This is a genomic window from Mesorhizobium sp. RSR565B, from assembly GCF_054719465.1.
The window spans coordinates 5,670,493-5,692,725 of record NZ_JBTTIE010000001.1 but is presented as its reverse complement, the minus strand read 5'-3'; the positions used below and the strand labels follow the sequence as shown (position 1 = coordinate 5,692,725).

The following is a 22,233-nucleotide window of genomic DNA, read 5'->3' as shown; positions in this document are numbered from 1 at the left end:
CTTGCCATTCTGTGGCTGATAGTGGCAAGCCGGCAATCAGCTCTTAGACGGTCCGTCTAGCTAGTTCTTTTCGCCGCCTTCAGGGCGCGCGTCATTCTGCTGGAATCGCCCCAGGTGGACAGCCAGATCAGCACGTCCGTGGCGATCGAAATCAGCGACCGTAAAAAGTTCAGCGCCGGGCCGGGCGATTTCAGCTGCTCTTCGGCGTGATGGAGATGGGCGAGCTCTTCCTCGCGGATCGCCAGGATGATGCCGTGCAAGTCGTGGTCGCGATTGGCGAGGAAAAACAGCTGATCGTCCAGATGGCGATGCACCGCCGCTTCAACCGCCGCCGTGCAGGCCCAGATGCCTTGCGGACCGAGCAGGGCGGTGACAAAACCCAGCACCCAGCCACCCCAGCTCCAGAACTGCATTACCCGGCACGGTCGCGACCGCCGCGCCGGCATGGCGGCGCGGAACGCAGCGCAATGCGTGCGCTCGTGCCCAAGCATCTCCGACAAGGATGGCACGCAATCCGGCCATAAGCGCCTGGCGACAAGAATCTGCGCCGAATAGATCCTGATCGCACCGAACTCACCGGCGTGGTTGACCCTGACAATTCTGGCGACGGTGAGCGCGTCCTGGCGAGATGGGTCAGCCATGGCCCGAACCCATATCAGCCCGCCACCAGGCTCGGACGTTTTGCGATGCCCTCCCACCAGGCCTGGATGTCGGCGAACGCCGCAAGCAGCTTTTGCCCGTCGGCGACCTTGACGAAATAGGCGATGATGGATGCCGCATGCAGGTCGGCCAGCGTCAGATGGTCCCCGAGCAGCCACGGCCCGGGAGGCTTGAGTGCGGTGAGCACCCGCAGCACCGTTTCCGCCTGGCGCAGCCCGTTGGCGACCAGTGCCTCGTCTGGCGCTTCCTTCTCAAGCCGCTCGACGGCGACGTCCCAGACCATCGATCTGTAGGCATAGGCGTCGAGCATGCCGATGATCTGGTTCATCGTTGCGCGGGTGCGGGCGTCTTTTGGCTGCAGTGCCGGGCCGTCGAACGCCTCGTCGACATAGCGGGCGATTGCGCTGGTTTCGAACAGGCGAAAGCCGTCGTGCTCGAAGGCCGGAATGCGGCCGAAAGGGTGATGCTCGAAGTACCAGGCGGGAGTGCCCTCGGCGGCAAAGACATCGACCGGCACAAGGTCGTAGTCGATGCCTTTTTCCGCCAGCACGAGGCGGACGATGCGCACATATACGCTGTAGTCCGCCCCGTAGACGACCGGCTTGGCCATGGCTGCCGGCTTACGCCATCGCCTTCTGCAAATTCTCGTCGATCTTGTCGAGGAAGCCGGTGGTCGACAGCCATGGTTGGTCGGGACCGATCAAGAGCGACAGGTCTTTGGTCATGAAGCCGCTCTCAACCGTCTGGATGCAGACCTTCTCCAGCGTGTCGGCAAATCGCTTCAACTCGGCATTATCGTCGAGCTTGGCGCGGTGGGCGAGGCCGCGCGTCCAGGCGAAGATCGAGGCGATCGAATTGGTCGAGGTTTCCTCGCCCTTCTGGTGCTGGCGATAGTGGCGCGTCACGGTGCCGTGCGCGGCCTCCGCTTCCACCGTCTTGCCGTCCGGCGTCATCAGCACGGAGGTCATCAGGCCAAGCGAGCCAAAACCTTGCGCCACCGTGTCGGACTGGACGTCGCCGTCATAATTCTTGCAGGCCCAGACGTAGCCGCCAGACCATTTCAGGGCGGAGGCCACCATGTCGTCGATCAGCCGGTGCTCGTACCACAGCTTCTTCGCCTTGAACTCGGCCTCGAATTCAGCCTCGTAGACCTCCTGGAAAATGTCCTTGAAGCGGCCATCATAGGCTTTGAGGATGGTGTTCTTGGTCGAGAGATAAACCGGATAGTTGCGCAGCAGGCCGTAATTCAGCGAGGCGCGGGCGAATTCCCGGATGGAGTCGTCGAGATTGTACATCGCCATGGCAACGCCGGCGCCGGGTGCGTCGTACACGTCATGCTCGATCACCTTGCCGTCCTCGCCGACGAACTTGATGGTCAGCTTGCCCTTGCCGGGGAAGCGGAAGTCGGTGGCGCGATACTGGTCGCCGAAAGCATGACGGCCGACGATGATGGGCTTGGTCCATCCCGGCACCAGACGCGGCACGTTCTTCATGATGATCGGTTCGCGGAAAATGGTGCCGCCGAGAATGTTACGGATGGTGCCGTTCGGCGACTTCCACATCTTCTTCAGCTTGAATTCCTCGACGCGCTGCTCGTCGGGCGTGATCGTCGCGCATTTCACGCCAACGCCCCATTTCTTGATGGCATTGGCCGAATCGATGGTCACCTGGTCGTTGGTGGCGTCGCGGTGCTCGACGCCGAGGTCGTAATATTCGAGCTTCAGGTCGAGATAAGGGTGGATCAGCTTGTCCTTGATGAACTGCCAGATGATGCGGGTCATCTCGTCGCCGTCGAGCTCGACGACCGGGTTCGCCACCTTGATCTTCGCCATGAAAAGAATGCCTCGCTTTTGGGGAACAAAACGGCCTCGCCCGCATGGCTTCGGCCGGGTATGCGGAGCGTATATCAAAGCCTATTTGGCCGCGCAAACGACCATCCGTGCAGAATGGGTCGTCTGTGCCGCGACCGGTGTTTGCAAAAGCTTCATTTTGCCGGGCGGATGTGGCAGGGAACGCTGAAATGCCGCAAACAGCAGTTCATTGAGACCATGTCCGCCGCCGATCATCCTGAAAACGCATGCGCCGCCGCCCCGGCGATCATCCTGGTCGAGCCGCAGCTTGGCGAGAATATCGGCATGGTCGCGCGCGCCATGGCCAATTTCGGCCTTGCCGAACTGAGACTGGTCAACCCGCGTGACGGCTGGCCGAGCGAGAAGGCGCGCGCCGCCGCCAGCCGCGCCGACCATGTCATCGATGCCGTAACAGTGTTCGGCGACCTGGCGTCCGCCGTCGCCGACCTCAATTTTGTCTTCGCCACCACGGCGCGCGAGCGCGACGGCTTCAAACCCGTGCGTGGTCCGGTCGAGGCGGGCAGGGCGCTCAGGGCGCGTCAGATGGCCGGCCTGCGCACCGGCATCTTGTTCGGCCGCGAGCGTTTTGGGCTCTACAATGACGAGGTCGGGCTGGCCGACGAGATCGTCACCTTCCCGGTCGTTCCCGGCTTTTCGTCGCTCAACATCGCCCAGGCCGTGCTGTTGATGTCCTATGAATGGATGAAATCCGGCCTGGAGGACGAGACGGCGACTAATTTCTCCAGTCCTGAAATGAAGCCGGCGAGCAAGGAAGAGTTGCACGGCCTGTTTGCCTATCTCGAAGGCGCGCTCGAAGCGCGCGGTTATTTCCGCCCGGCGCCCAAGAAACCCAAGATGGTCGACAATCTGCGCGCCGTCTTGACGCGCGCCGGTTTCGCCGAGCCGGAACTGAAAGTGCTGCGTGGCATCATCTCGTCGCTCGACCGGTTTTCGCCGGCCATGCCGCGCGGTGACGGCTCGCCGGGAGACGATCCAAGGCGTTTGCCGGCCGCTGCGCGAAAACGCCAGGCAGACAAAGAAGATTAGAAATCGCTAAGCTTCGAACGGCTGAAGTAACCGAATTTTATTAGCCTCTCGTCCATTGTTGTCAAAACGGTGGGGTGGCAAATGTTCACGTCCAAAATCGGCCGTATGCGCTTCTTGTTCTATTCGCTCGGCGTAGCCCTGCTCGAGGCCGTTCTTGCTGTGCTGTGCATCGTTGGCACGATCGGCTTTAAGGGGCTGGTCAACTCGGCGCCCGGTCCATCGCGGCAAGGCATGGCAGGCGCGGTTCTGATCGTTTCCCTCCTGGCTGTGGTCATGCGTGCCAACATCGCCTGGCGACGCAGCCGCGACGCCAACGGCAAAGCCTGGATCCTGTGGTCCTACATCGTGTTCTGCGCCATCTACGCCTTTCTGCAGGCAGGCACGCTGCTGGTCATCGATTTCAACAATCCGGAAAGCACGTCCAGCGGTTTGAACCTGCTTGCGCTGTCGATCTTTGGCCTTTGGTGCACGATTCTGGTGGCTAAGCCGGTGGCGGGCATCAATATCGACGAACTGACATCGGTTTTCGATTTCGATGGCGATACGCCCATGCCTGCGGCATCCGGCCGGACGGCCAGCAGCACGACACAGTCTTCCATGCGCAACGCCACACCGGCCACGCGCTCGGTGCCGTCCGCCCAGCCTCTGGGCCGTCCGCGGCCCGCCGGCTTCGGCAAGCGCGGGCTCTAGAGAAACCGAGGCAAGGTCGTCTTCGCCGGCTTTGCGTGGAAGTTGCTAACATTCGCCACTTCAAGGCCATGATGGTTGCAGATAGAACGGCATTGGCCAATGACCGCCAAGCCTTCTGATCCAGCCTCTTTCATGGTCCGATATCAATGAGCCACCGTCCGATACTGATGTTCGATTCCGGCGTTGGCGGTTTGACCGTGCTGCGCGAAGCGCGCGTGCTGATGCCCGACCGGCGCTTCGTCTACGTCGCCGATGACAAGGCCTTTCCCTACGGCGCCTGGGAAGAGCCGGCGCTGCAGGCCCATATAGTCGAGCTCTTCGCCAAGCTGCTCGACCGTTTTGATCCGGAAATTTCGGTCGTCGCCTGCAATACCGCTTCGACGCTGGCGATCGATGCGTTGCGGGAAAAATTCCCTGGCCATCCCTTTGTCGGCACGGTGCCGGCAATCAAGCCGGCTGCCGAGCGCACCCGGTCCGGACTGGTCTCGGTGCTGGCGACGCCGGGCACGGTGAAGCGCCAGTACACGCGCGACCTGATCGGCAAATGGGCGCAGAAATGCCATGTCCGGCTGGTCGGCAGCAACAATCTGGCCGGACTGGCCGAGGCCTACATGCGCGAGGGCTTTGTCGACGAGGAGGCCGTGCGTGCCGAGATCGCACCGTGTTTCGTGCAGCATGACGATTTGCGCACGGACATCGTCGTGCTCGCCTGCACGCACTATCCGTTCCTGGCTAATCGCATGCGCAAGACCGCGCCCTGGCCGGTCGACTGGATCGACCCGGCCGAGGCGATTGCGCGGCGCGCTCTGTCGCTGCTTCCGGCTGTCGACGGGCCACTGCCGCAAAGCGAGCCCGACATCGCCGTCTTTACCTCCGGAAACGCGGATTTCGCCATCAGCCGGCTGATGCAGGGTTTTGGATTGAGCGCGCGCTAATGCATGTCGCCCAAAAGTGCGCAGCGGTTTTGGGACAACGACATCCATAAAAACAAAAAACTAAGGCGCGTCGCCGACGCGCTTTAGACAGGTTCGAAGACAATGACGCGTCGATCCGGATCGGCCGAAACAAGCCTTAGCGTCAGGCCATCGCCCTGCCTGAACCCTGAGGCCTTCACATTCGCAACGACAGGCATGTCCGAGAGCTGAACGCGCACACGCTGATCACCGACGTCGGTGACGACGGCCTTGAATGTTTCACCCATGCGCCCCCTCAGCATCACCGCCTCGGCAAGGTCGATGGCCGCGTGGTTGATCTGCGAGGCGCGGGCGCCTGCGCGGCCCATCACCTTCGGCAGTCTGGAAAACGCCTCGGTAACGGCTTGCGGCACCGGCTGGCCGTTGGCGATGGCCAGCACGCAGCGCACGACATAGCGATCGGCCAGCCGCCTCAGGGGCGCTGTGGCGTGGGCATAGGTCGCGGCCATCGCCTCGTGCCAGGGGACAACGCCTTCTTCATAGGGTTGGTAGGACGCACCGGAGCCGGCGCGGCGGATTTCCAGCATCAGCGCTGCCTGGTGCATGTTGGTCGGATCGAGGGTTCGCTGATAGTCGGACAGGCTGGTCGAAGGAGGCCAGGACAGGCCTAAGGCCCGTGCCGCGCTGCGCAGTCTTTGTACTTTGGAAGCATCGGGCGGCGCCATCACCCGGAACAAGCCGGTCCGGTGTGCCAGCATGGCGTCGGCAATCGCCATGTTGGCGGCCAGCGAAAGTGCTGCGTTGTCTTGCTCGGATTGCAGCAGCGGTCTGAACGCAAGCTGGAATGTGCCATCGGCAAGCTGTTCCACCTCCTGCTCGGGCGGGTCGACGCGCGAAGCGCCGCGACGGTCTTCGGCCGCCGCCATGCGCCGCGCGATTTCGGCGAAGCCGACTGGGACGTCGGCGGCCTGCACGCTGTCATAGGCGAGCTTGGCGCGGCTTTGAATGATTGCCCGCTCCGCGCCATCCAGCCTTACCGCTCCGTCGTCGGCGATCCGGACCGTGAAGATGACAGCCGGACGCGGACCGCCGGGCAGCAAGCTCGCGGCGCCCTCGGCAATGACCCGGGGATAGAGCCCGGCCTTGCCGTCCGGCAAATACAGGGTTTCGCCCCGCGCCCAGGCTTCGCGATCCACCGCGTCGCCGTCCGCGACGAACCAGGCTACGTCGGCAATCGCATAGTGCAACAGAAGGTCGCTACCGCTCGCTTCGATCGAAAACGCTTGGTCAAGATCGGTGGAAGCCGCGGGATCGAGCGTCACGAAGGGCATCGCCGTGCGGTCGGCATGCTGGTCGGGCACGCGCCTGGCCGCCGTCTGTGCCATGGCCATTACATCAGGGGGAAATCCCTCCGGCACATGGAACTCGGTGCGGATTTTCGCGAGGCCGGTAGCGAGTGCCTGCGAGGGATCGTTCAACGATTTCATGGCGCCGTCCTACACCGGCGTTGCGGGCACGGGAAGGTGGTTTTGCCGGCAGTGCCGGCCGACCATGGGCAGGCATAAGCGCGGAACGGAAGTTGACCGCCAGCGCTGGAACCGTCGCCGGAGCGCAACGTTTCTTCCTCTGGCAGCAAAGGAGGAGCCGATATGCCTGCAACCTCAAAAGCACAGCAAAAGGCCGCTGGAGCAGCCCTGTCGGCCAAGCGCGGCGAGACCAGGAAGAGCGAGCTTCAAGGCGCGTCGAAGTCGATGTACAATTCGATGAGCGAAAAACAGCTCGAGGAATTCGCCGAGACCAAGCGCAAAGGCCTGCCGGAGAAGAAATCGGCAGACTGAAACCTTGAACCGAGTTGATAAACAAAGCCCGTGGCCGAAACCACGGGCTTCTTCGATTCAGGCCAAGCCCGAAACTCCTGACGTCACCAGCAGCGCTTCACCTTGTAGCGGATGACCTTCTTGTGGCCATGCCGCCAGATGACCTTCTTCTTCACCACGACATGGCAGGTCTGACGATGCTTGTGGCCCTGCCAATGCTTGGCCATCGCTGGCTCGGGCACGGCGATCGACATCGTCCCGGCCAGGACGGCTGCACCGACCAACGAGAGGAAAAACTTCTTCATGCGACTTCGGGCTCCTTTGGCTCCAGTCCCTTCCTAAATGCCGTCGGCGCAACAACCTCCCGCCGCATCCGGCACGGCACTCAACGCCAAAGACGTGATATGGTTGCCGGGCCCAGCGCCAGCGACGCGCTTGACTCTGCTCAAATCTCCGTTTAACGAGCCCACCAACACCGGGCCGCAATGCCCGGTTGTTTCTTTTGCATGGCAAGCCCGGGAAAGCAGGTTTATCGTTTCCTGGGTTTTGTCTAGACTGACGTGTCCCGTGGGTTTTCCGCCGCGTTGCGTGGGAAAACCCTGTCAGGCCTCGAAAACGGAGGCCAGAGGAGGGCGCGTTTCCTTCACCCGGACCATGAGGCTCCGGGTGGTTTGTTTTGAAAGGGAATGCGATGAGCAAGCGCGAATCCGCGAAGTACAAGATCGACCGCCGTCTCGGCGAAAACATCTGGGGCCGCCCGAAGTCCCCGGTCAACAAGCGTGAATACGGCCCCGGCCAGCACGGCCAGCGCCGCAAGGGCAAGCTTTCCGATTTCGGCCTGCAGCTGCGCGCCAAGCAGAAGCTGAAGGGTCACTATGGTGATGTCTCCGAAAAGCAGTTCCGCAAGGTCTATGAAGAGGCTGATCGCCGCAAGGGCGACACCTCCGAGAACCTGATCGGCCTGCTCGAGTCGCGTCTCGACGCGGTCGTCTACCGCTCCAAGTTCGTGCCGACCATTTTCGCGGCTCGCCAGTTCGTCAACCACGGCCACGTCAACGTCAACGGCAAGCGCGTCAACATCGGCTCGTACCGTTGCAAGCCGGGCGACGTCGTCGAAGTGCGCGAAAAGTCGAAGCAGCTGGTCATCGTGCTGGAAGCGGTCGGCCTCGCCGAGCGCGACGTGCCGGACTATATCGAAGTCGATCACAACAAGATGGTCGCGACCTTCTCGCGCATCCCCGGCCTGGCCGACGTTCCGTTCGCCGTGCAGATGGAGCCGAACCTGGTCGTCGAATTCTATTCGCGCTAAGCGATCGCTTTTCTGCGATACCGGAAAGGGCCGCCCGTCGAGGCGGCCTTTTCTTTGTCGGCCATGTCCGCTAATCCGGCACTCTCGGCTATGGGAAGCGACAAGCCATGAACATGCTGGCAGACATCGAAACAGTTGAACCGATTGCTGAAGGCGGCTTCCATCCGCTGTTTGCCGACGTGCCGTCATCGGTCGAGTTCAACAAACTGCGTAAGCGGCTGTTGCGGTTGACCCGCCAGGCGGTCGAGGATTTCGCCATGACGAGGCCCGGCGACCGTTGGCTTGTCGCTTTGTCCGGCGGCAAGGATTCCTACGGCCTGCTGGCCGTGCTGCTCGATCTCAAATGGCGCGGGCTACTGCCGGTCGAGCTGCTGGCCTGCAATCTCGACCAGGGCCAGCCGAATTTCCCGAAGCACATTTTGCCCGATTACCTCGATGCGCATCGCATTCCCCATCGCATCGAGTATCAGGACACCTATTCGGTGGTCACCGACAAGCTGCCTCAGGGCAGCACCTATTGCTCGCTGTGCTCGCGGCTGCGGCGCGGCCATCTCTATCGCATCGCGCGCGAGGAGGGCTGTTCGGCGCTGGTGCTCGGCCACCACCGCGAGGACATTCTCGAAACCTTCTTCATGAATCTATTCCATGGCGGCCGCCTTGCCGCCATGCCGCCAAAGCTGCTCAATGACGACGGTGACATCATGGTGCTGCGGCCGCTGAGCTACTGCGCCGAGGTCGATCTGGAGAAATTCGCCGCCGCGATGAAATTCCCGATCATTCCCTGCGATCTCTGCGGCAGCCAGGAAGGCCTGCAGCGCAACGCCATGAAGGCGATGCTGGACGATATGGAAAAGCGCATGCCGGGCCGCAAGGATACGATGCTGCGCGCGCTGTCCAACACCAGGCCGTCGCATCTGCTCGACAGAAAGCTGTTCGACTTTGCCGCCCTCAATGGCAGCCTCAGCACAGGACAAGACATTTCCGATGATATTTGACGACCAAGCGATCGACTGGCTGGCCGAGCTTCTGGCCGATGCAGCCAGGGCCGAAATCATGCCACGCTTTCGCCGGCTGGGCGAGGGCGACATCAGACAGAAGACCTCGGCTGCCGACCTGGTGACCGAGGCCGACATCAACGCCGAGCGGCTGATCACGGCCAGGCTGCGCGAGCGCTATCCCACGGCGATGATCGTCGGCGAGGAAGCCTGTTCCGACAATCCGGCGCTGCTTCAGGGGCTCGGCGATGCCGACCTCGCCTTCGTCGTCGACCCGGTCGACGGCACCTTCAACTTCGCCTCCGGCGTGCCGCTGTTCGGCGTCATGCTGAGCGTCGTCGTCAAGGGCGAAACCGTCGCCGGTATCATCCATGACCCCGTAGGCCGGGACTGGCTGATCGGCGCCAAGGGCGCCGGCAGCCATATCCGCCATGCGCATGGCGCGCTGGAGACGGTGCATGTCGCCGATGCCGTGCCGATCTCGCAGATGACCGGCTCCGTCTCCTGGCAATATCTGGCGGAACCGCAACGCTCGCTCCTGGCGCGCAACCAGACCAAGACCCTGTCGCAGTTCGGCTATCGCTGCGCGGCACATGAATACCGTCTTCTGGCCAGCGGCCATGCCCATTTCGTCGTCTACAACAAACTGATGCCGTGGGACCATCTGGTCGGTGTGCTGATCCACCGAGGCCGGCGGCTACACCGCGCGGATCGACGGCAGCGCCTATCTGCCCTCGCATGTCGACGGCGGCATTCTTGTCGCCCCGGACAAGGAAAGCTGGCAGGAGTTGCGCAGGGAACTCTGGGCGCAATAATCGGTCCAACTGCTGGTAGAGGCTTTCGTCAAGTATATTGGCTCTGTTATAGTGTCCAATCTCTCGCGAAGTCGGAAGCTGCGAAATGAAACATCGGTCCGCAATTGTTGCAACAGCGCTTGCACTTGCCTTGGCCGCCGCTGGCGCCACTGAGGCAAGATCGCAGGAACGCGCGTGCGGCAGTCGCGATCCCGTCGATACCATAGACGAGATGTTTTCCGCGATCTTTGCCTGTTGGCAGCCGCCGCCTGGAAGTGCTGGCATGACCCTGACGCTGAGTTTCTCAATTCGCAAAAACGGCACGCTGATGGGCAAACCGCGCGCCACTTTCTCCCATATGGGAGATGATGCCTCGCTCAACCGGGTCTTTGTGTCATCCGTGCTCGAAGCTCTCGACAAGGCTCTGCCGATGCCTCTTTCGGACAGCATGGGTGGCGCCATCGCAGGGCGCCCGCTGTTCCCTCGTTTCACGGCAGTGATTGGCGGCGCATCCTGAAACGCGTCGCTTGAAGGTGGCTGCGGTCTGAGACAAATAAAACTCGTAGCGCAGAACAGTTGCTCAATGCAGGTCGGTGACGTGCCCTGAAATGGGTGGGTTGTGCGGCTGGAACATCTTGCCGCGCTCGGCGATCAGGATCATCAGGAGGGCCGCGACCGAGACGCTGCAGAAGCCGGCGGCAAGCGGCGTCACCGTGCCGTTGAAGGCCTGGCCGATCAGCGTGCCGAGGATGCCGCCGAGAAAAGTCTGCATGAAGCCCAGGATGGACGACGCGGTGCCCGCCAGTTGGCCGAGCGGCTCCATCGCGAGCGCGTTGAAATTGGCGCCGAGCGCGCCGAACGGGAGCATCGCACTGGCGAAGAAGGTGATGAACAGCCAGAGTGGCATCTTCATTTGAAGCGAAACGGTGAGCCAGGCAAGGCTGATCACCAGGAACAACAGCAGTGCGCTCTGCGACAGGCGGCGCATGCCGATGCGGCCGACCAGGCGCGAGTTGAGGTAGTTCGAAAAAGCGAGAACGCCGGCGACACCCGCGAAGATGACAGGAAACAATTCGCCGACATGAAAAATGTCGACATAGATCTGCTGTGCGGAGGCGATGAAGCCGAACATGGCGGCGAAAATGAAGGTGCTGGCAAAGGCGTAGCAAAGCGCCATGCGGTTGGTGAGCACGATGCGGAAACCACCGACGACGGATGAGACCGTCAGCGGCCGGCGGTACTCCGGATGCAGCGTCTCCGGCAGCCGCAGCAGCGACCACGCCGACACGATCAGCGCCCCGACGGCCATGGTGACGAAGATCCAGTGCCATGTTGCGAACAGCATGATGAACTGGCCGATCCCAGGCGCGATCACCGGGATGGCCATGAACACCATGAAGATCAGAGACATCACCTCGGCCATGCGCCGACCGTCGAACGTGTCGCGCACGATCGAGACGGCGATGACGCGGGTCGCCGCCGCACCGATGCCTTGCACCAGCCGGCACAGCAGCAGGACGGCGAATGACGGGGCGATGGCGGCAGCTGCCGCCGCCACGACATAGATCGCCAGCCCGGCAACGAGCGGCGCGCGGCGCCCGAACCGGTCCGAGATCGGTCCGAAGAAAAGCTGTCCGCCACCGAAGCCCAATATATAGGCGGTGATCACATACTGGCGGTGGTTTTCATTCTCAACGCCAAGCGTGGCGCCGATTTGCTGCAGTGCCGGCAGCATGATGTCGATGGCCAGCGAGTTCAACGCCATCAGTGCCGCGCACAGCGCGATGAATTCCCAGCGCGGAATAGGCAATTTGCGTGCCTGTTGCGGCGCTTTTGCTGGCTGGTCCACGGCGGGTCCGATCTTCAAAACGAATATGCGCCGGCATGCCGGCGCATAAGTTCGTCCTCACTCCGATAGGGGGAGGTAACATTTTGCCGGGGCGGGGCTGCCCCGTCTCAACTCAGAATCAGGCTGTCGCTTTGACGCTGACGCCCTTGTCGACGAGCAACGTCTGCAGCTCGCCCGCCTGGAACATTTCGCGGATGATGTCGCAGCCGCCGACGAATTCGCCCTTGACGTAAAGCTGCGGGATCGTCGGCCAGTTCGAATATTCCTTGATGCCTTGGCGCAGTTCGGCCGAGGTCAGCACGTCGACGCCCTTGTAGTCGGCGCCGATGTAATCGAGGATCTGGACGACCTGGCCGGAAAAGCCGCACTGCGGAAAACCGGGCGTGCCCTTCATGAAAAGGACGACGTCGTTGCCCTTCACTTCGCTGTCGATGTAGTCGTTGATGCCGCTCATGAGATATCCTTTCACGCCTGTGGGAGTCAGGCTCGAAGCATAGCCATCAAATAAACCCATAGATGGGCCGAAACAAGATGTTTGCGCCGCCGTCGCGGAAATGGCGCAAAGGATCGCCTGTCTTGGGCCAAGCATCCCTGCCGATTGCAGCCTCCGGGACATGATGAAAAGACGATATGGCGCCGCCCTTCTGATCGCCATCCTGCTGGCCGCGATTGCCGTTGTCTGGTGGCCGAGACGCCCGGAGCCGCCGCGGCTGGTCATTGGCGGTGACCTGCCCGCGCCTTGCCGGAATGTCGCCTTCGAGGCGGTGACCTATGTCGTCTGCACGGTCGACCTGCGGACCTACAACCTCGCTGTCTTTCACGTCGGTGCCGACGGCAAGCCCTTCGGCTCGCTGGAGGCCTTCGGCAAGGCGGTTGCGGGCGAGGGGAGGCCGGTGCTGCTCGCCATGAATGGCGGCATGTATCACGAGGATTTGTCGCCGGTCGGCCTGCTGGTCGAGAACGGCAGCGAGAAGTCGCCGCTCAACCTTGCCGACGGCGAAGGCAATTTCTTCCTGAAACCGAACGGCGTCTTTCTGGTGGGCAATGACGGCAAGGCGGCTGTCATGGAAAGCAACGCCTATGCGGTTACTAAACGCGATGTTGCCTTCGCCACGCAGTCCGGCCCGATGCTGGTGATCGATGGCAAGATTCACCCACGCTTCGAGCCGAACGGAACCTCGCGCTACATCCGCAACGGCGTCGGCGTGCGCGATGAAAACACCGTTTTGCTGGCGATCTCGCGGTCTGAGGTCAGTTTCGGCAGCTTTGCGCGGCTGTTTCGCGACGCGCTACAATGCCGCAACGCGCTGTTCCTCGACGGCGCGGTCTCCGCGCTGTCGGATGGCGACAGGATGATTGTCGGCGGAAGATATCCGGCAGGGCCGATCATCTCAGTGCCGGCGAAGCCGATCACGTCAGTGTCGGCGAAGCAGCCGCAGAAACAGTAGGCCAGTCTGGCATCAGTCCGGCACGCTGGTCTGCAGGGCCAGCGCGTGCAGCACGCCGCCCATATTGCCCTTCAGCGCATCATAGACCATCTGGTGCTGCTGGACGCGGCTCTTTCCGCGGAAGCTTTCGGCCACCACTTCGGCTGCATAGTGATCGCCGTCACCGGCGAGGTCGCGGATCGTCACCTTGGCGTCCGGAATGCCGTCCTTGATCAGTTTTTCGATGTCGTGGGCATCCATTGCCATGGCAAAATCCTGTTCTGGGCGGCTAGGCACGAGTGACTCGGACGGCAGCCTAAAGCCTTTCTGGTCCGGGTTGAAGCCGTTCTGTCGGCGACGCAGTGTCTAAGGGCCATCCTGCCGCGGGTGAACCACACCATCTTCTGTAATGTCGTCGCGGGTCGAGAACCCCCGGCCAAGGCTGAACACCAGGACATAGAGCGGGATGTTGAGCGCCAGGTTGATAATCGGGAGATAGCTGGTCATCTGCCACAAGGGCGAAAAGAATGGTTGGCCATAGCCGTCGCAGATCAGCGATGACCCGTATTCCCACAGCGCGCCGGTAATGACCGCAATGGCAAAGAGCTTGATGCAGGTGGCGACATGCCTTGCGCGCGCCGGGTTCGGCAAAAGGCGGCTCCACAGCACCAGGCAGACGATGGGGATCGCATAGATCAGACTTTGCAAGGCCAGCATCTGCAGTGTGCCATTGGCCGCCTCAATGAACTGGTCACGCCTTTCCAGCAGCGGACAGACCTCGCTCGAGGTCGTCGACAGCAGGAAAAAGACGAACGGCCCGAGGAACCAGAAGAAGAACAGCGACGGCCAGAAGACGACTGCGATCAGCGTCCGGGCTGCCAGGCTGGTCAACTGGACTTGTCCATGAAGTTCGGGAACCAGCCTTCGTGGGCGGCGGTCAATTCGCTGACCGGGATCGCCCTAGCATCGCCGAGCTTCAGTTCGTTTCCACCGGTCGAGCCGATCCATGGCGCAAAGATGCCGAGCTTGCTCTGTTCCTCGCGGATGGCGTCCCATTCCTTGCTCTGCGGATCGACGGACAGCGTCAGCAGGTAGCGGCCCTGGTCTTCGCCGAACCAGACCGGGATCGGGTCGGTGCCGGCGAGCCCCGGAATGGTGGCGCCGATGCCGGACGCCATCGCCATTTCGGCCAAGGCTATCGCCAAGCCGCCATCGGAAAGGTCATGCGCCGCGGTCACGACGCCCGACGCGATCAGCGCGCGCACATGGTCGCCGACGCGCTTTTCATGCGCGAGGTCGACGGATGGCGGCGGCCCGTCGGTGCGGCCATGGATGTCCCTGAAATAGGCGGACTGGCCGAGATGGCTGCCCCAGCTTGCGGGCGCGCCGACCAGCAGGATCATCTGGCCCTCGGCGGCAAAGCCGATACGGGTCATCTTCGACCAGTCGGCAATCAGCCCGACGCCGCCGATGGTCGGCGTCGGCAGGATGCCTTGGCCATTGGTTTCGTTGTAGAGCGAGACATTGCCCGACACGATCGGGAAGCCGAGCGCGCGGCAGGCATCGCCAATGCCTTTCACCGCGCCGACCAGCTGGCCCATGATCTCAGGCCGTTCCGGATTGCCGAAATTGAGGTTGTCGGTGGCCGCCAGCGGCAGCGCGCCGGTGGCGGTGAGGTTGCGCCAGCATTCGGCCACCGCCTGCTTGCCGCCTTCATACGGGTCGGCCTCGCAATAGCGCGGCGTCACGTCGGAGGAGAAGGCGAGCGCCTTGGTCGGATGGCCTTCGACGCGCACCACGCCGGCGTCGCCGCCCGGAAGCTGCAGCGAATTGCCCTGGATCAGCGTGTCGTACTGCTCCCACACCCAGCGCCGCGACGACAGGTCCGGCCCGCCGAGCAGTTTCAACAGCGCATCGGCGACATCGGCCTTCGGCGCATCGCCGGCTGCGAGCGCCGCAGGCTTCTTCGGCTCGACCCAGGGGCGGTCATATTCCGGCGCCTTGTCGCCAAGGTCCTTGATCGGCAGGTTGGCGACCTCGTCACCCTGGTGAATGACGCGGAAGCGCAGATCGTCGGTGGTCTTGCCGACAATGGCGAAGTCGAGGCCCCATTTGTGGAAGATCGCCTCGGCTTCCTTTTCCTTCTCGGGGCGCAGCACCATCAGCATGCGCTCCTGGCTCTCCGACAGCATCATCTCATAGGCGCTCATGCGCTCTTCGCGCACCGGCACCTGGTCGAGGTGAAGCTCGATGCCGAGGTCGCCCTTGGCGCCCATCTCGACCGCCGAACAGGTGAGGCCGGCCGCACCCATGTCCTGGATGGCGATGACGGCGCCGGACGCCATCAGCTCAAGACAGGCTTCGAGCAGGCATTTTTCGGTGAAGGGATCGCCGACCTGCACGGTCGGGCGCTTCTCGTCGATCTTGTCGTCGAACTCGGCCGAGGCCATCGTGGCGCCGCCGACACCGTCGCGGCCGGTCTTGGCGCCGAGATAGACGACCGGCAGGCCGACGCCCTTGGCTTCCGACAGGAAGATCGCATCGGTCTTGGCAAGGCCCGCGGCAAAGGCGTTGACCAGGATGTTGCCATTGTAGCGGGCGTCGAAATTGACCTCGCCGCCGACCGTCGGCACGCCGAACGCATTGCCGTAGCCGCCGACGCCGGAAACCACGCCGCTGACAAGGTGCCTGGTCTTGGGATGGTCGGGTGCGCCGAAGCGCAGAGCGTTCATCGCCGCAATCGGCCGCGCGCCCATGGTGAAGACGTCGCGCAATATGCCGCCGACGCCGGTCGCCGCACCCTGGTAGGGCTCGATGTAGGAGGGATGGTTGTGGCTCTCCATCTTGAAGACGACGCAGTCGCCGTCGCCGATATCGACCACGCCGGCGTTCTCGCCCGGACCCTGGATGACCTGCGGCCCGGTGGTCGGCAGCGTGCGCAGCCATTTCTTCGAGGATTTGTAGGAGCAGTGCTCATTCCACATCGCCGAGAAGATGCCGAGTTCGGTAAAGCTCGGTTCGCGCCCGACCAGGTCGAGGATGCGCTGGTATTCGTCGGGCTTCAGCCCATGCGCGGCGATGAGTTCCGGGGTGATCGGCACGGAATTGGAAATGGTCATGGGCGGCGATTGATGTCCATGGGAGAGGGGAATTTGAGTCCCCCTCATATCGCAAGCTTTGGCGTGATACACCCCATTGGATGACGAAAAACGCCGGAAAACCACAGGGCGACGATGGTAGCGGGGAGCCGCTGGGGAACGCTATGGCATCCCGGCCGTTAGGCCTCAAACCAATCAGGAGATTTCGACATGGCCACCAAGCAAGGCAAGAAAGACAATCGCCTCTCCGACAAGGAGGCCATGCATATTGCCGAGACCACCGACGTTTCGCCCAAGCAGGCCAAGGACCTGGCCGAGAAGCACGGCAAGGACAAGGGCGCAAAGGAAGCCAAAAACTTCAAGGCAGAGGGCTGAACCTGAGATCGGGATACAGGAGGACCGAGTCAGGACGAACTGTCGTAGCCGGCGCGGCCTTCCTCCAGCAGCCGCCGGATCACCGCGACGCCGCCGGTGATGTCCTCGCGCCGCCTTGGCTGCGAGACGCCGAAACGCACGCCGTGAAAAACCTGCTCGGAACGCCCCGCCTTGAACTCGTCCTCGTCGTCGAGGAGCACGCCATTTTCGAGGCATGCGCTCCTGAACGTGCCGGACAGCCAGGGATCGGGCAGCGTCAGCCAGACGAAGGGCACGCTGCCGTGTGACTTGAAGGCGAAACCCGCCAGTGTCTCGCGCACGATGGCGATGCGGGCGGCAATTTCGGCAATGCTGCGTTTGCGGATATCGCCAGCCTGCCCTGACAGCACCAGCCGCGCATTCACCTCCGCCAGCAGGAACGGCATCCCGCCGGTCATCATCTTGTGGGCGACGCGGATGCGATGGCGATAGGCGGGCGGGCAGGAGAGCCAGCCGCCGCGAACACCTGCCGCGACCGATTTCGACAGACCGCCGGCGACAATGGTGCGCTCGGGTGCATATTCGGCGATGAGCGGCGTCGGATCTTCGGTCAGGCCGCCATAGAGATCGTCCTCGATGACGATGACATTGTACGCGCGCGCGACCCGGGCGATCGCCTCGCGGCGCGAAACCGACAGGATCGCCAGGGTCGGGTTCTGCACCGTCGGCATCAGGAAGATCATCTTCGGGTGCTTTTGCGCGCAGACGCGTTCGAAATCCTCGGGATCGATGCCTTCCACGTCCGATGCGACAAGTGCAATGCGCCGCCCGATCAGCCCGGCGCTGCGGGCGATCTGCGAATAGGTGAGGTGCTCGAAGGCGACATAGTCGCCCGGTGTGGTCAGTGCCGCAATCGCCGCCATCACCGCGGCATGTGTGCCAAGCGTGGGAACGATGGTGTCGGCTGCCGGACGGAACGAATTGCGCGACAGCCAGCGGGCGCCGGCCTCGAACCAGCGCTCCGGAAAATCCCTGGTGTAGCTCGAAATCTCGTGCGGGTGATCCTGCACCGTGCGCGAGAGCATGTCAGCGACAATGGCGCCCTGGCCGATGTCGGGCGCGGCAGTGCTGTCGAAACGCAGCTTGCCGGGCGGCGCATCGACATAGCGCGTGCCTTGCACGGCAGGCTCGGCGAATTCGGGTGACGCTTCCGATTGCTGCGCCAGCACATAGGTCCCGCGACCGACTTCGCCGCTCACCAGGCCGCGCTCGCGCAGCAGCTGATAGGCTCGGCCGATCGTGCCGACCGTCGTGCCGATATCATAGGCGAGATCGCGCTGCGGCGGCAATTTTGTCCCGGCATCGATGACGCCCTTGTCGATGTCCGACTCGATGCTGTCGGCAAGGCGCTGGTAAAGCGGGCCGGAACCGATGGTGAGGTCAGGGAGCCAATTTGTCATGGTGACAATTCTGTATATTGCACCAGATCGGGTGTCAATGCATATCAGAACCGTACCAAGATGGGTACAATTTGCAAGGTTGGCAGAAAGACAATGGATACAATCGAGACAATCCGCTGCGCGGGCATTGAATTGGTCGGGCCGCGCCCGTCCAGCCGGCGAGGCTTTGTCGGCCGGATCGTGCATGTGGTCAGATCGCTGGCGCGATGGATCGACGTGCTGATCGAGCGCCGTCGCGGCCGCCTGGCTTTGCTCGAAATGACCGACGAGCAACTCAGGGATATCGGTGTTTCGCGTGGCGACGCCTACCGTGAAGGGATCCGACGGCTCTGGGACTGACCCGGAGCCGGTTCGTCAACGACGGGTGCGCGGAGCCCTGAGGCGTGAGACGCCCTTGTCGGCAAGCACGGCGAGGATGCAAAGCACCAGGAAAACCCCGGTGACGGCCAGCGCCGCAAGCGCGACGCTGGCCACGCCGTTCTTGGCGGCGTCGAGGAACGGATAGGGCACTTCGCCTGCGATCGGCGCGCGCGCCAACGCGTAGGCGAGATAGGCGATCGGATAGGCCATCCACCAGGAAATGTCGCTCCACCGTGTCCTGCCGTCGGCGCCAGCCACCAGCCACCACAGCACGAACAGCACCGGCGTCACGTAATGGAGCAGCACGTCGCAGAGCAGAAACAGCCCTTGCGGCTGCCAGAGCTGCGCCAGAACCGTGGCATAGACGATGAAGACCAGGGCGATTGACACCGCCACGCCCGCCCGCATCCGCGGCCCGGCAAAGGCCGGCAGCCAGGCGTAGCCCGAAGGCGACAGCAGCGAGACATGGACCAGCACTGCACCGATGTTGGTCAGGATGGTGAAGAAGCTGAACAGAAAGACGATGGAGCCGAGAAAACTGCGGCCGGCTTCCATCGATGCCGGGATGGTGATGCACGCTTGCAGGACAAGCCCGGCCAGACCGATGATCAATCCCGCAATCTGCAGGAAGCGGCCCACTGGCGTCAGGCGGCCGCGTTACACGACGGATTGCCCGTTTGCCAGCGTGCAACGTCGGATCCGATGCGCGCGCCGAGCGGATCGTCCATCAGCGGACCGAACACGTCGACGCGGCTGGAATTGCCTTGCGCCTGGACGACCAGCAGCGGCTTGCCGCCATAATGCTTGGCCGGCACCAGCAGGAAGCGGGGCGTGCCGCTGAACGAATTCAGCTCATTGGCCATCTGATAGGATTTGAAGGCGGGATCCTTGCTGGCGATCCAGCATTTGTGGGCCGATATCGCTACCTGTTCCATGGCCAGCAGCGAAGCGCTCTTGCCCGTGGGGACCGGCGCGCTCTTCGGGCTGGACTGGCAGGACGCCAACGCCAAGCCGGCAGCAGCCAGGGGACCTAGGCGAACAATCATCAGTCTCATGGTCAACCGCCCCCGCGTTTTGAAAGGAATTCGAAGAGATATCAGGCGGCGATGCCGAGCGCGCCTTCGAACAGGGCGCGGCCGTCGCTTCCGCCATGCGCGGCCTCGATCAGGTTTTCGGGATGCGGCATCAGGCCGAGCACATTGCCCTTCTCGCTGACGATACCGGCAATGTCGTTCATCGAGCCATTGGGATTGCTGCCCTCGGCATAGCGAAACACCACCTGTCCTTCGCCTTCGAGACGGGCAAGCGTGTCGGCGTCGGCGAAATAATTGCCGTCGTGATGCGCCACCGGCGTGCGGATGATTTGGCCCGGCTGATAGCGGCGGGTGAACATGGTGTTGGCGTTGGCGATCTGCAGCTTCACCTCACGGCAAACGAATTTCAGCGAAGCATTGCGCATCAGCGCGCCGGGCAGCAGGCCGGCCTCGACCAGAATCTGGAATCCGTTGCAGACGCCAATGACCATGACGCCCTTGGCGGCCTTTTCAGCGACTGCCCGCATCACCGGCATCCGCGCGGCAATCGCGCCGCAGCGCAGATAATCGCCGAAGGAGAAGCCGCCGGGAATGGCGATCAGGTCGACATCGGGGATTTCGGTGTCGGTCTGCCAGACGGTCGCCGGCGCCTGCCCGGAAATCTTGGTCAGCGCCGCAATCATGTCGCGGTCGCGGTTGAGGCCGGGGAGAAGAACGACAGCTGATTTCATATCAAGCGATCTCCACCGCGTAATTCTCGATCACCGTATTCGCCAGCAGCTTGTCGCACATGGCTTTCAGATCGGCTTCAGCCTTGGCCTTGTCGGTCTCTGAGAGCTCGAGGTCGAAGACCTTGCCCTGCCGCACCTGGCCGACGCCGCCGAACCCCAGTCCGGACAGAGCGTGCTCTATGGCTTTTCCCTGCGGGTCGAGCACGCCGTTCTTGAGGGTGACGGTGATGCGGGCCTTGATCATGCTGGACAGGTTCCTGTTCGAAGACTTAGCAATTCCAGGAAAAGTGTGAAGCGGTTTTCCGTCCGGAATTGCGTCAAGAAATGAAGACTTAGTGCGGCTTGCCTTTGAGGCCATCGGTCGAGGCGACGAGCACCGGGCCGGTCGGGCGCGGCGGCTCGTTCTCGTTCATGATGCCAAGGCGGCGGGCAACTTCCTGATAGGCTTCGACGAGGCCGCCCATATCGCGGCGGAAACGGTCCTTGTCGAGCTTGTCCTGCGTTGCCACGTCCCACAGCCGGCACGAATCCGGCGAGATCTCGTCGGCAACGACGATGCGCATCATGTCGCCCTCGAACAGGCGGCCGCATTCGATCTTGAAATCCACGAGTTGGATGCCGACACCCATGAACAGGCCGGAGAGGAAGTCGTTGACGCGGATGGCCAGCGCCATGACGTCGTCGATCTCCTGCGGGCTTGCCCAGCCGAAAGCGGTGATGTGCTCTTCCGACACCATCGGATCGTCGAGCGCATCGGCCTTATAATAGAATTCGATGATCGAGCGCGGCAGAACGGTGCCTTCCTCGATGCCGAGGCGCTTGGACAGCGAGCCGGCGGCGACATTGCGCACCACCACTTCGAGCGGAATGATCTCGACTTCCTTGATCAACTGCTCGCGCATGTTGAGCCGGCGGATGAAGTGGGTCGGAATGCCCATGCGGTTCAGATGGTTGAAGATGTACTCGGAAATGCGGTTGTTGAGCACACCCTTGCCGTCGATGACCTCATGTTTCTTCTTGTTGAATGCGGTCGCATCATCCTTGAAGAACTGGATAAGTGTGCCCGGTTCCGGTCCCTCATAGAGGATCTTGGCCTTGCCTTCATAAATGCGGCGGCGATTTTTCATCTGATTTTTCTCTGGATTTGCGGGCAGGCGGCAAGCGACCAGTTCCTGTCCGTCTGCCTAAATTGGTGCGGCGACGGGTGGGGTTCAATGCCGGGTCTATCCCAATCACAGCGTTTGCTCAATCGGCAAATCCTTTCCATCGACCGCTTTCAGGAATGAAATGCCGCAGCGCAGCAAGCGATGTAGCATATTGACCGGCCCGCGCCCTTTTGGTTTGTGCTGCGGCAGCACACATATCCATCACCAACGCGAATCGATTTCATCGGAGGGAAGCCATGAGCAGCATGAAAGACCGCGAAGAGGGTTTTGAGCGCAAATTCGCCTTCGACGAAGAACTTCGCTTCAAGGCTTCGGCACGCCGCAACAAGGCGCTTGGCCTGTGGGCAGCCGAAAAGCTGGGCAAGTCCGGCACTGACGCCGACGCCTATGCCAAGGAAGTTGTGGTTTCCGACATCGAGGAAGCTGGCGATCACGACGTATTCCGCAAGATCCGCAAGGATTTCGACGCCGCCGGCGTCGACCAGTCGGATCACCAGATCCGCCGCACCATGGACGAACTGATGGCGCAGGCGATCGAGCAGATCAAGAACACCTAGAGCGAGTAGCGCTGGACCAATCGACCGCCCGGTCCAGCCGGGCGGTTTTTCTTTGCCTTTTCAGCCTTTTCCGGCTGAAACTGTGCGTAGGCCTGTTACAAGGCTCTACCCAACGAGGAAA

General features: G+C 62.4%; 27 protein-coding genes and 1 pseudogene. 12 read left to right on the top strand and 16 right to left on the bottom strand.

Going from position 1 to position 22,233, the window contains the following annotated elements:
• Window positions 1-56 precede the first annotated feature (56 nt).
• The 3 genes from ACYG9R_RS27510 to ACYG9R_RS27500 are packed head-to-tail and all read right to left on the bottom strand — an operon-like array spanning window position 57 to window position 2,492.
• Entirely contained in the window at window positions 57-641 is a 585-nt protein-coding gene (locus ACYG9R_RS27510; protein WP_023743145.1) for a demethoxyubiquinone hydroxylase family protein, read from the bottom strand.
• 14 nt (window positions 642-655) lie between these two features.
• Window positions 656-1,270: a glutathione S-transferase family protein gene (locus tag ACYG9R_RS27505; RefSeq protein WP_023825120.1), complete on the bottom strand. Its 615-nt coding sequence runs from the start codon at window positions 1,268-1,270 to the stop codon at window positions 656-658.
• 10 nt (window positions 1,271-1,280) lie between these two features.
• Window positions 1,281-2,492 (bottom strand): NADP-dependent isocitrate dehydrogenase, encoded by a 1,212-nt coding sequence (locus tag ACYG9R_RS27500; protein ID WP_023669114.1) that lies wholly within the window; start codon window positions 2,490-2,492, stop codon window positions 1,281-1,283.
• 216 nt (window positions 2,493-2,708) lie between these two features.
• On the opposite strand from ACYG9R_RS27500, the gene ACYG9R_RS27495 reads away from it, so the two are divergent.
• The 3 genes from ACYG9R_RS27495 (at window position 2,709) to murI (ending at window position 5,182) form a co-directional block, all read left to right on the top strand.
• Complete coding sequence (locus tag ACYG9R_RS27495) at window positions 2,709-3,557, top strand: RNA methyltransferase (RefSeq protein WP_023825119.1); 849 nt, start codon at window positions 2,709-2,711, stop codon at window positions 3,555-3,557.
• Between the two features lie 81 nt (window positions 3,558-3,638).
• Window positions 3,639-4,247 carry a DUF805 domain-containing protein gene (locus ACYG9R_RS27490; protein WP_023825118.1) on the top strand — a complete coding sequence of 203 codons (609 nt, stop codon included), beginning with the start codon at window positions 3,639-3,641 and terminating at the stop codon, window positions 4,245-4,247.
• A gap of 146 nt (window positions 4,248-4,393) precedes the next feature.
• Window positions 4,394-5,182, top strand: a complete 789-nt coding sequence (gene murI / locus ACYG9R_RS27485; RefSeq protein ID WP_023825117.1) for a glutamate racemase — start codon at window positions 4,394-4,396, stop codon at window positions 5,180-5,182.
• A gap of 83 nt (window positions 5,183-5,265) precedes the next feature.
• Here the strand turns inward: murI and ACYG9R_RS27480 are convergent, their stop codons facing one another.
• Window positions 5,266-6,648, bottom strand: a complete 1,383-nt coding sequence (locus tag ACYG9R_RS27480) for an RNB domain-containing ribonuclease (RefSeq protein ID WP_023825116.1) — start codon at window positions 6,646-6,648, stop codon at window positions 5,266-5,268.
• A 162-nt stretch (window positions 6,649-6,810) separates the two neighbouring features.
• Between ACYG9R_RS27480 and ACYG9R_RS27475 the strand changes: the two genes are divergently transcribed.
• Window positions 6,811-6,999, top strand: a complete 189-nt coding sequence (locus tag ACYG9R_RS27475) for a DUF3008 family protein (RefSeq protein ID WP_023684876.1) — start codon at window positions 6,811-6,813, stop codon at window positions 6,997-6,999.
• Window positions 7,000-7,082: 83 nt separating this feature from the next.
• On the opposite strand, the gene ACYG9R_RS27470 is transcribed toward ACYG9R_RS27475, so the two are convergent.
• Window positions 7,083-7,283: a hypothetical protein gene (locus ACYG9R_RS27470; RefSeq protein WP_023690200.1), complete on the bottom strand. Its 201-nt coding sequence runs from the start codon at window positions 7,281-7,283 to the stop codon at window positions 7,083-7,085.
• Window positions 7,284-7,669: 386 nt separating this feature from the next.
• Here ACYG9R_RS27470 and rpsD point away from each other — a divergent pair, with 386 nt between their 5' ends.
• The 4 genes and pseudogenes from rpsD (at window position 7,670) to ACYG9R_RS27450 (ending at window position 10,593) form a co-directional block, all read left to right on the top strand.
• Window positions 7,670-8,287, top strand: a complete 618-nt coding sequence (gene rpsD / locus ACYG9R_RS27465) for a 30S ribosomal protein S4 (protein ID WP_023669107.1) — start codon at window positions 7,670-7,672, stop codon at window positions 8,285-8,287.
• A gap of 107 nt (window positions 8,288-8,394) precedes the next feature.
• The gene (gene ttcA, locus ACYG9R_RS27460) at window positions 8,395-9,282 is read left to right on the top strand and encodes a tRNA 2-thiocytidine(32) synthetase TtcA (RefSeq protein ID WP_023734529.1); all 888 of its coding nucleotides are present in this window, start codon (window positions 8,395-8,397) and stop codon (window positions 9,280-9,282) included.
• A pseudogene (locus ACYG9R_RS27455) lies at window positions 9,272-10,097 on the top strand (inositol monophosphatase family protein). Before ttcA ends, ACYG9R_RS27455 begins: the two are co-directional and overlap by 11 nt.
• Before the next feature lie 262 nt (window positions 10,098-10,359).
• A complete protein-coding gene (locus ACYG9R_RS27450) occupies window positions 10,360-10,593 on the top strand; it encodes a hypothetical protein (protein WP_245259853.1) in 234 nt (77 codons plus the stop codon).
• A 63-nt stretch (window positions 10,594-10,656) separates the two neighbouring features.
• Here the strand turns inward: ACYG9R_RS27450 and ACYG9R_RS27445 are convergent, their stop codons facing one another.
• Both ACYG9R_RS27445 and grxD read right to left on the bottom strand, forming a co-directional pair.
• Window positions 10,657-11,925 (bottom strand): multidrug effflux MFS transporter, encoded by a 1,269-nt coding sequence (locus ACYG9R_RS27445; RefSeq protein ID WP_023684881.1) that lies wholly within the window; start codon window positions 11,923-11,925, stop codon window positions 10,657-10,659.
• A gap of 118 nt (window positions 11,926-12,043) precedes the next feature.
• Window positions 12,044-12,379 carry a Grx4 family monothiol glutaredoxin gene (gene grxD, locus ACYG9R_RS27440; RefSeq protein ID WP_023669102.1) on the bottom strand — a complete coding sequence of 112 codons (336 nt, stop codon included), beginning with the start codon at window positions 12,377-12,379 and terminating at the stop codon, window positions 12,044-12,046.
• A 160-nt stretch (window positions 12,380-12,539) separates the two neighbouring features.
• Here grxD and ACYG9R_RS27435 point away from each other — a divergent pair, with 160 nt between their 5' ends.
• Window positions 12,540-13,373, top strand: a complete 834-nt coding sequence (locus tag ACYG9R_RS27435; protein WP_023825115.1) for a phosphodiester glycosidase family protein — start codon at window positions 12,540-12,542, stop codon at window positions 13,371-13,373.
• Between the two features lie 12 nt (window positions 13,374-13,385).
• Here ACYG9R_RS27435 and ACYG9R_RS27430 read toward each other — a convergent pair whose 3' ends face one another.
• The 3 genes from ACYG9R_RS27430 to purL all read right to left on the bottom strand — a co-directional run bounded on the left by ACYG9R_RS27430 (window position 13,386) and on the right by purL (window position 16,471).
• Complete coding sequence (locus ACYG9R_RS27430; RefSeq protein WP_010909092.1) at window positions 13,386-13,619, bottom strand: BolA/IbaG family iron-sulfur metabolism protein; 234 nt, start codon at window positions 13,617-13,619, stop codon at window positions 13,386-13,388.
• A gap of 99 nt (window positions 13,620-13,718) precedes the next feature.
• Window positions 13,719-14,243 carry a hypothetical protein gene (locus ACYG9R_RS27425; RefSeq protein ID WP_023669100.1) on the bottom strand — a complete coding sequence of 175 codons (525 nt, stop codon included), beginning with the start codon at window positions 14,241-14,243 and terminating at the stop codon, window positions 13,719-13,721.
• The gene (purL, locus tag ACYG9R_RS27420; RefSeq protein ID WP_023825114.1) at window positions 14,240-16,471 is read right to left on the bottom strand and encodes a phosphoribosylformylglycinamidine synthase subunit PurL; all 2,232 of its coding nucleotides are present in this window, start codon (window positions 16,469-16,471) and stop codon (window positions 14,240-14,242) included. The genes ACYG9R_RS27425 and purL overlap by 4 nt, the downstream gene beginning before the upstream one ends.
• Window positions 16,472-16,660: 189 nt before the next feature.
• Here purL and ACYG9R_RS27415 point away from each other — a divergent pair, with 189 nt between their 5' ends.
• Window positions 16,661-16,825 carry a hypothetical protein gene (locus tag ACYG9R_RS27415; protein WP_023669098.1) on the top strand — a complete coding sequence of 55 codons (165 nt, stop codon included), beginning with the start codon at window positions 16,661-16,663 and terminating at the stop codon, window positions 16,823-16,825.
• Window positions 16,826-16,854: 29 nt separating this feature from the next.
• Here the strand turns inward: ACYG9R_RS27415 and ACYG9R_RS27410 are convergent, their stop codons facing one another.
• A complete protein-coding gene (locus ACYG9R_RS27410) occupies window positions 16,855-18,264 on the bottom strand; it encodes an aminotransferase-like domain-containing protein (protein WP_023825113.1) in 1,410 nt (469 codons plus the stop codon).
• Between the two features lie 93 nt (window positions 18,265-18,357).
• On the opposite strand from ACYG9R_RS27410, the gene ACYG9R_RS27405 reads away from it, so the two are divergent.
• Window positions 18,358-18,603, top strand: coding sequence for a DUF1127 domain-containing protein (locus ACYG9R_RS27405; protein WP_023743133.1), 246 nt, complete (start codon window positions 18,358-18,360; stop codon window positions 18,601-18,603).
• A 15-nt stretch (window positions 18,604-18,618) separates the two neighbouring features.
• Here ACYG9R_RS27405 and ACYG9R_RS27400 read toward each other — a convergent pair whose 3' ends face one another.
• The 5 genes from ACYG9R_RS27400 to purC all read right to left on the bottom strand — a co-directional run bounded on the left by ACYG9R_RS27400 (window position 18,619) and on the right by purC (window position 21,516).
• Complete coding sequence (locus ACYG9R_RS27400) at window positions 18,619-19,263, bottom strand: Pr6Pr family membrane protein (protein ID WP_023825112.1); 645 nt, start codon at window positions 19,261-19,263, stop codon at window positions 18,619-18,621.
• Window positions 19,264-19,268: 5 nt separating this feature from the next.
• On the bottom strand, window positions 19,269-19,679 hold the full coding sequence (locus ACYG9R_RS27395) for a hypothetical protein (protein ID WP_023825111.1): 411 nt from the start codon (window positions 19,677-19,679) through the stop codon (window positions 19,269-19,271).
• Between the two features lie 41 nt (window positions 19,680-19,720).
• Window positions 19,721-20,389, bottom strand: a complete 669-nt coding sequence (purQ, locus tag ACYG9R_RS27390; RefSeq protein ID WP_023825110.1) for a phosphoribosylformylglycinamidine synthase subunit PurQ — start codon at window positions 20,387-20,389, stop codon at window positions 19,721-19,723.
• 1 nt (window position 20,390) lies between these two features.
• Window positions 20,391-20,633 carry a phosphoribosylformylglycinamidine synthase subunit PurS gene (gene purS / locus ACYG9R_RS27385; protein WP_023669092.1) on the bottom strand — a complete coding sequence of 81 codons (243 nt, stop codon included), beginning with the start codon at window positions 20,631-20,633 and terminating at the stop codon, window positions 20,391-20,393.
• Window positions 20,634-20,721: 88 nt separating this feature from the next.
• On the bottom strand, window positions 20,722-21,516 hold the full coding sequence (gene purC, locus ACYG9R_RS27380; protein ID WP_013532127.1) for a phosphoribosylaminoimidazolesuccinocarboxamide synthase: 795 nt from the start codon (window positions 21,514-21,516) through the stop codon (window positions 20,722-20,724).
• A gap of 275 nt (window positions 21,517-21,791) precedes the next feature.
• Here purC and ACYG9R_RS27375 point away from each other — a divergent pair, with 275 nt between their 5' ends.
• Window positions 21,792-22,112 carry a DUF1476 domain-containing protein gene (locus ACYG9R_RS27375; RefSeq protein WP_023669091.1) on the top strand — a complete coding sequence of 107 codons (321 nt, stop codon included), beginning with the start codon at window positions 21,792-21,794 and terminating at the stop codon, window positions 22,110-22,112.
• Window positions 22,113-22,233: the final 121 nt, after the last annotated feature.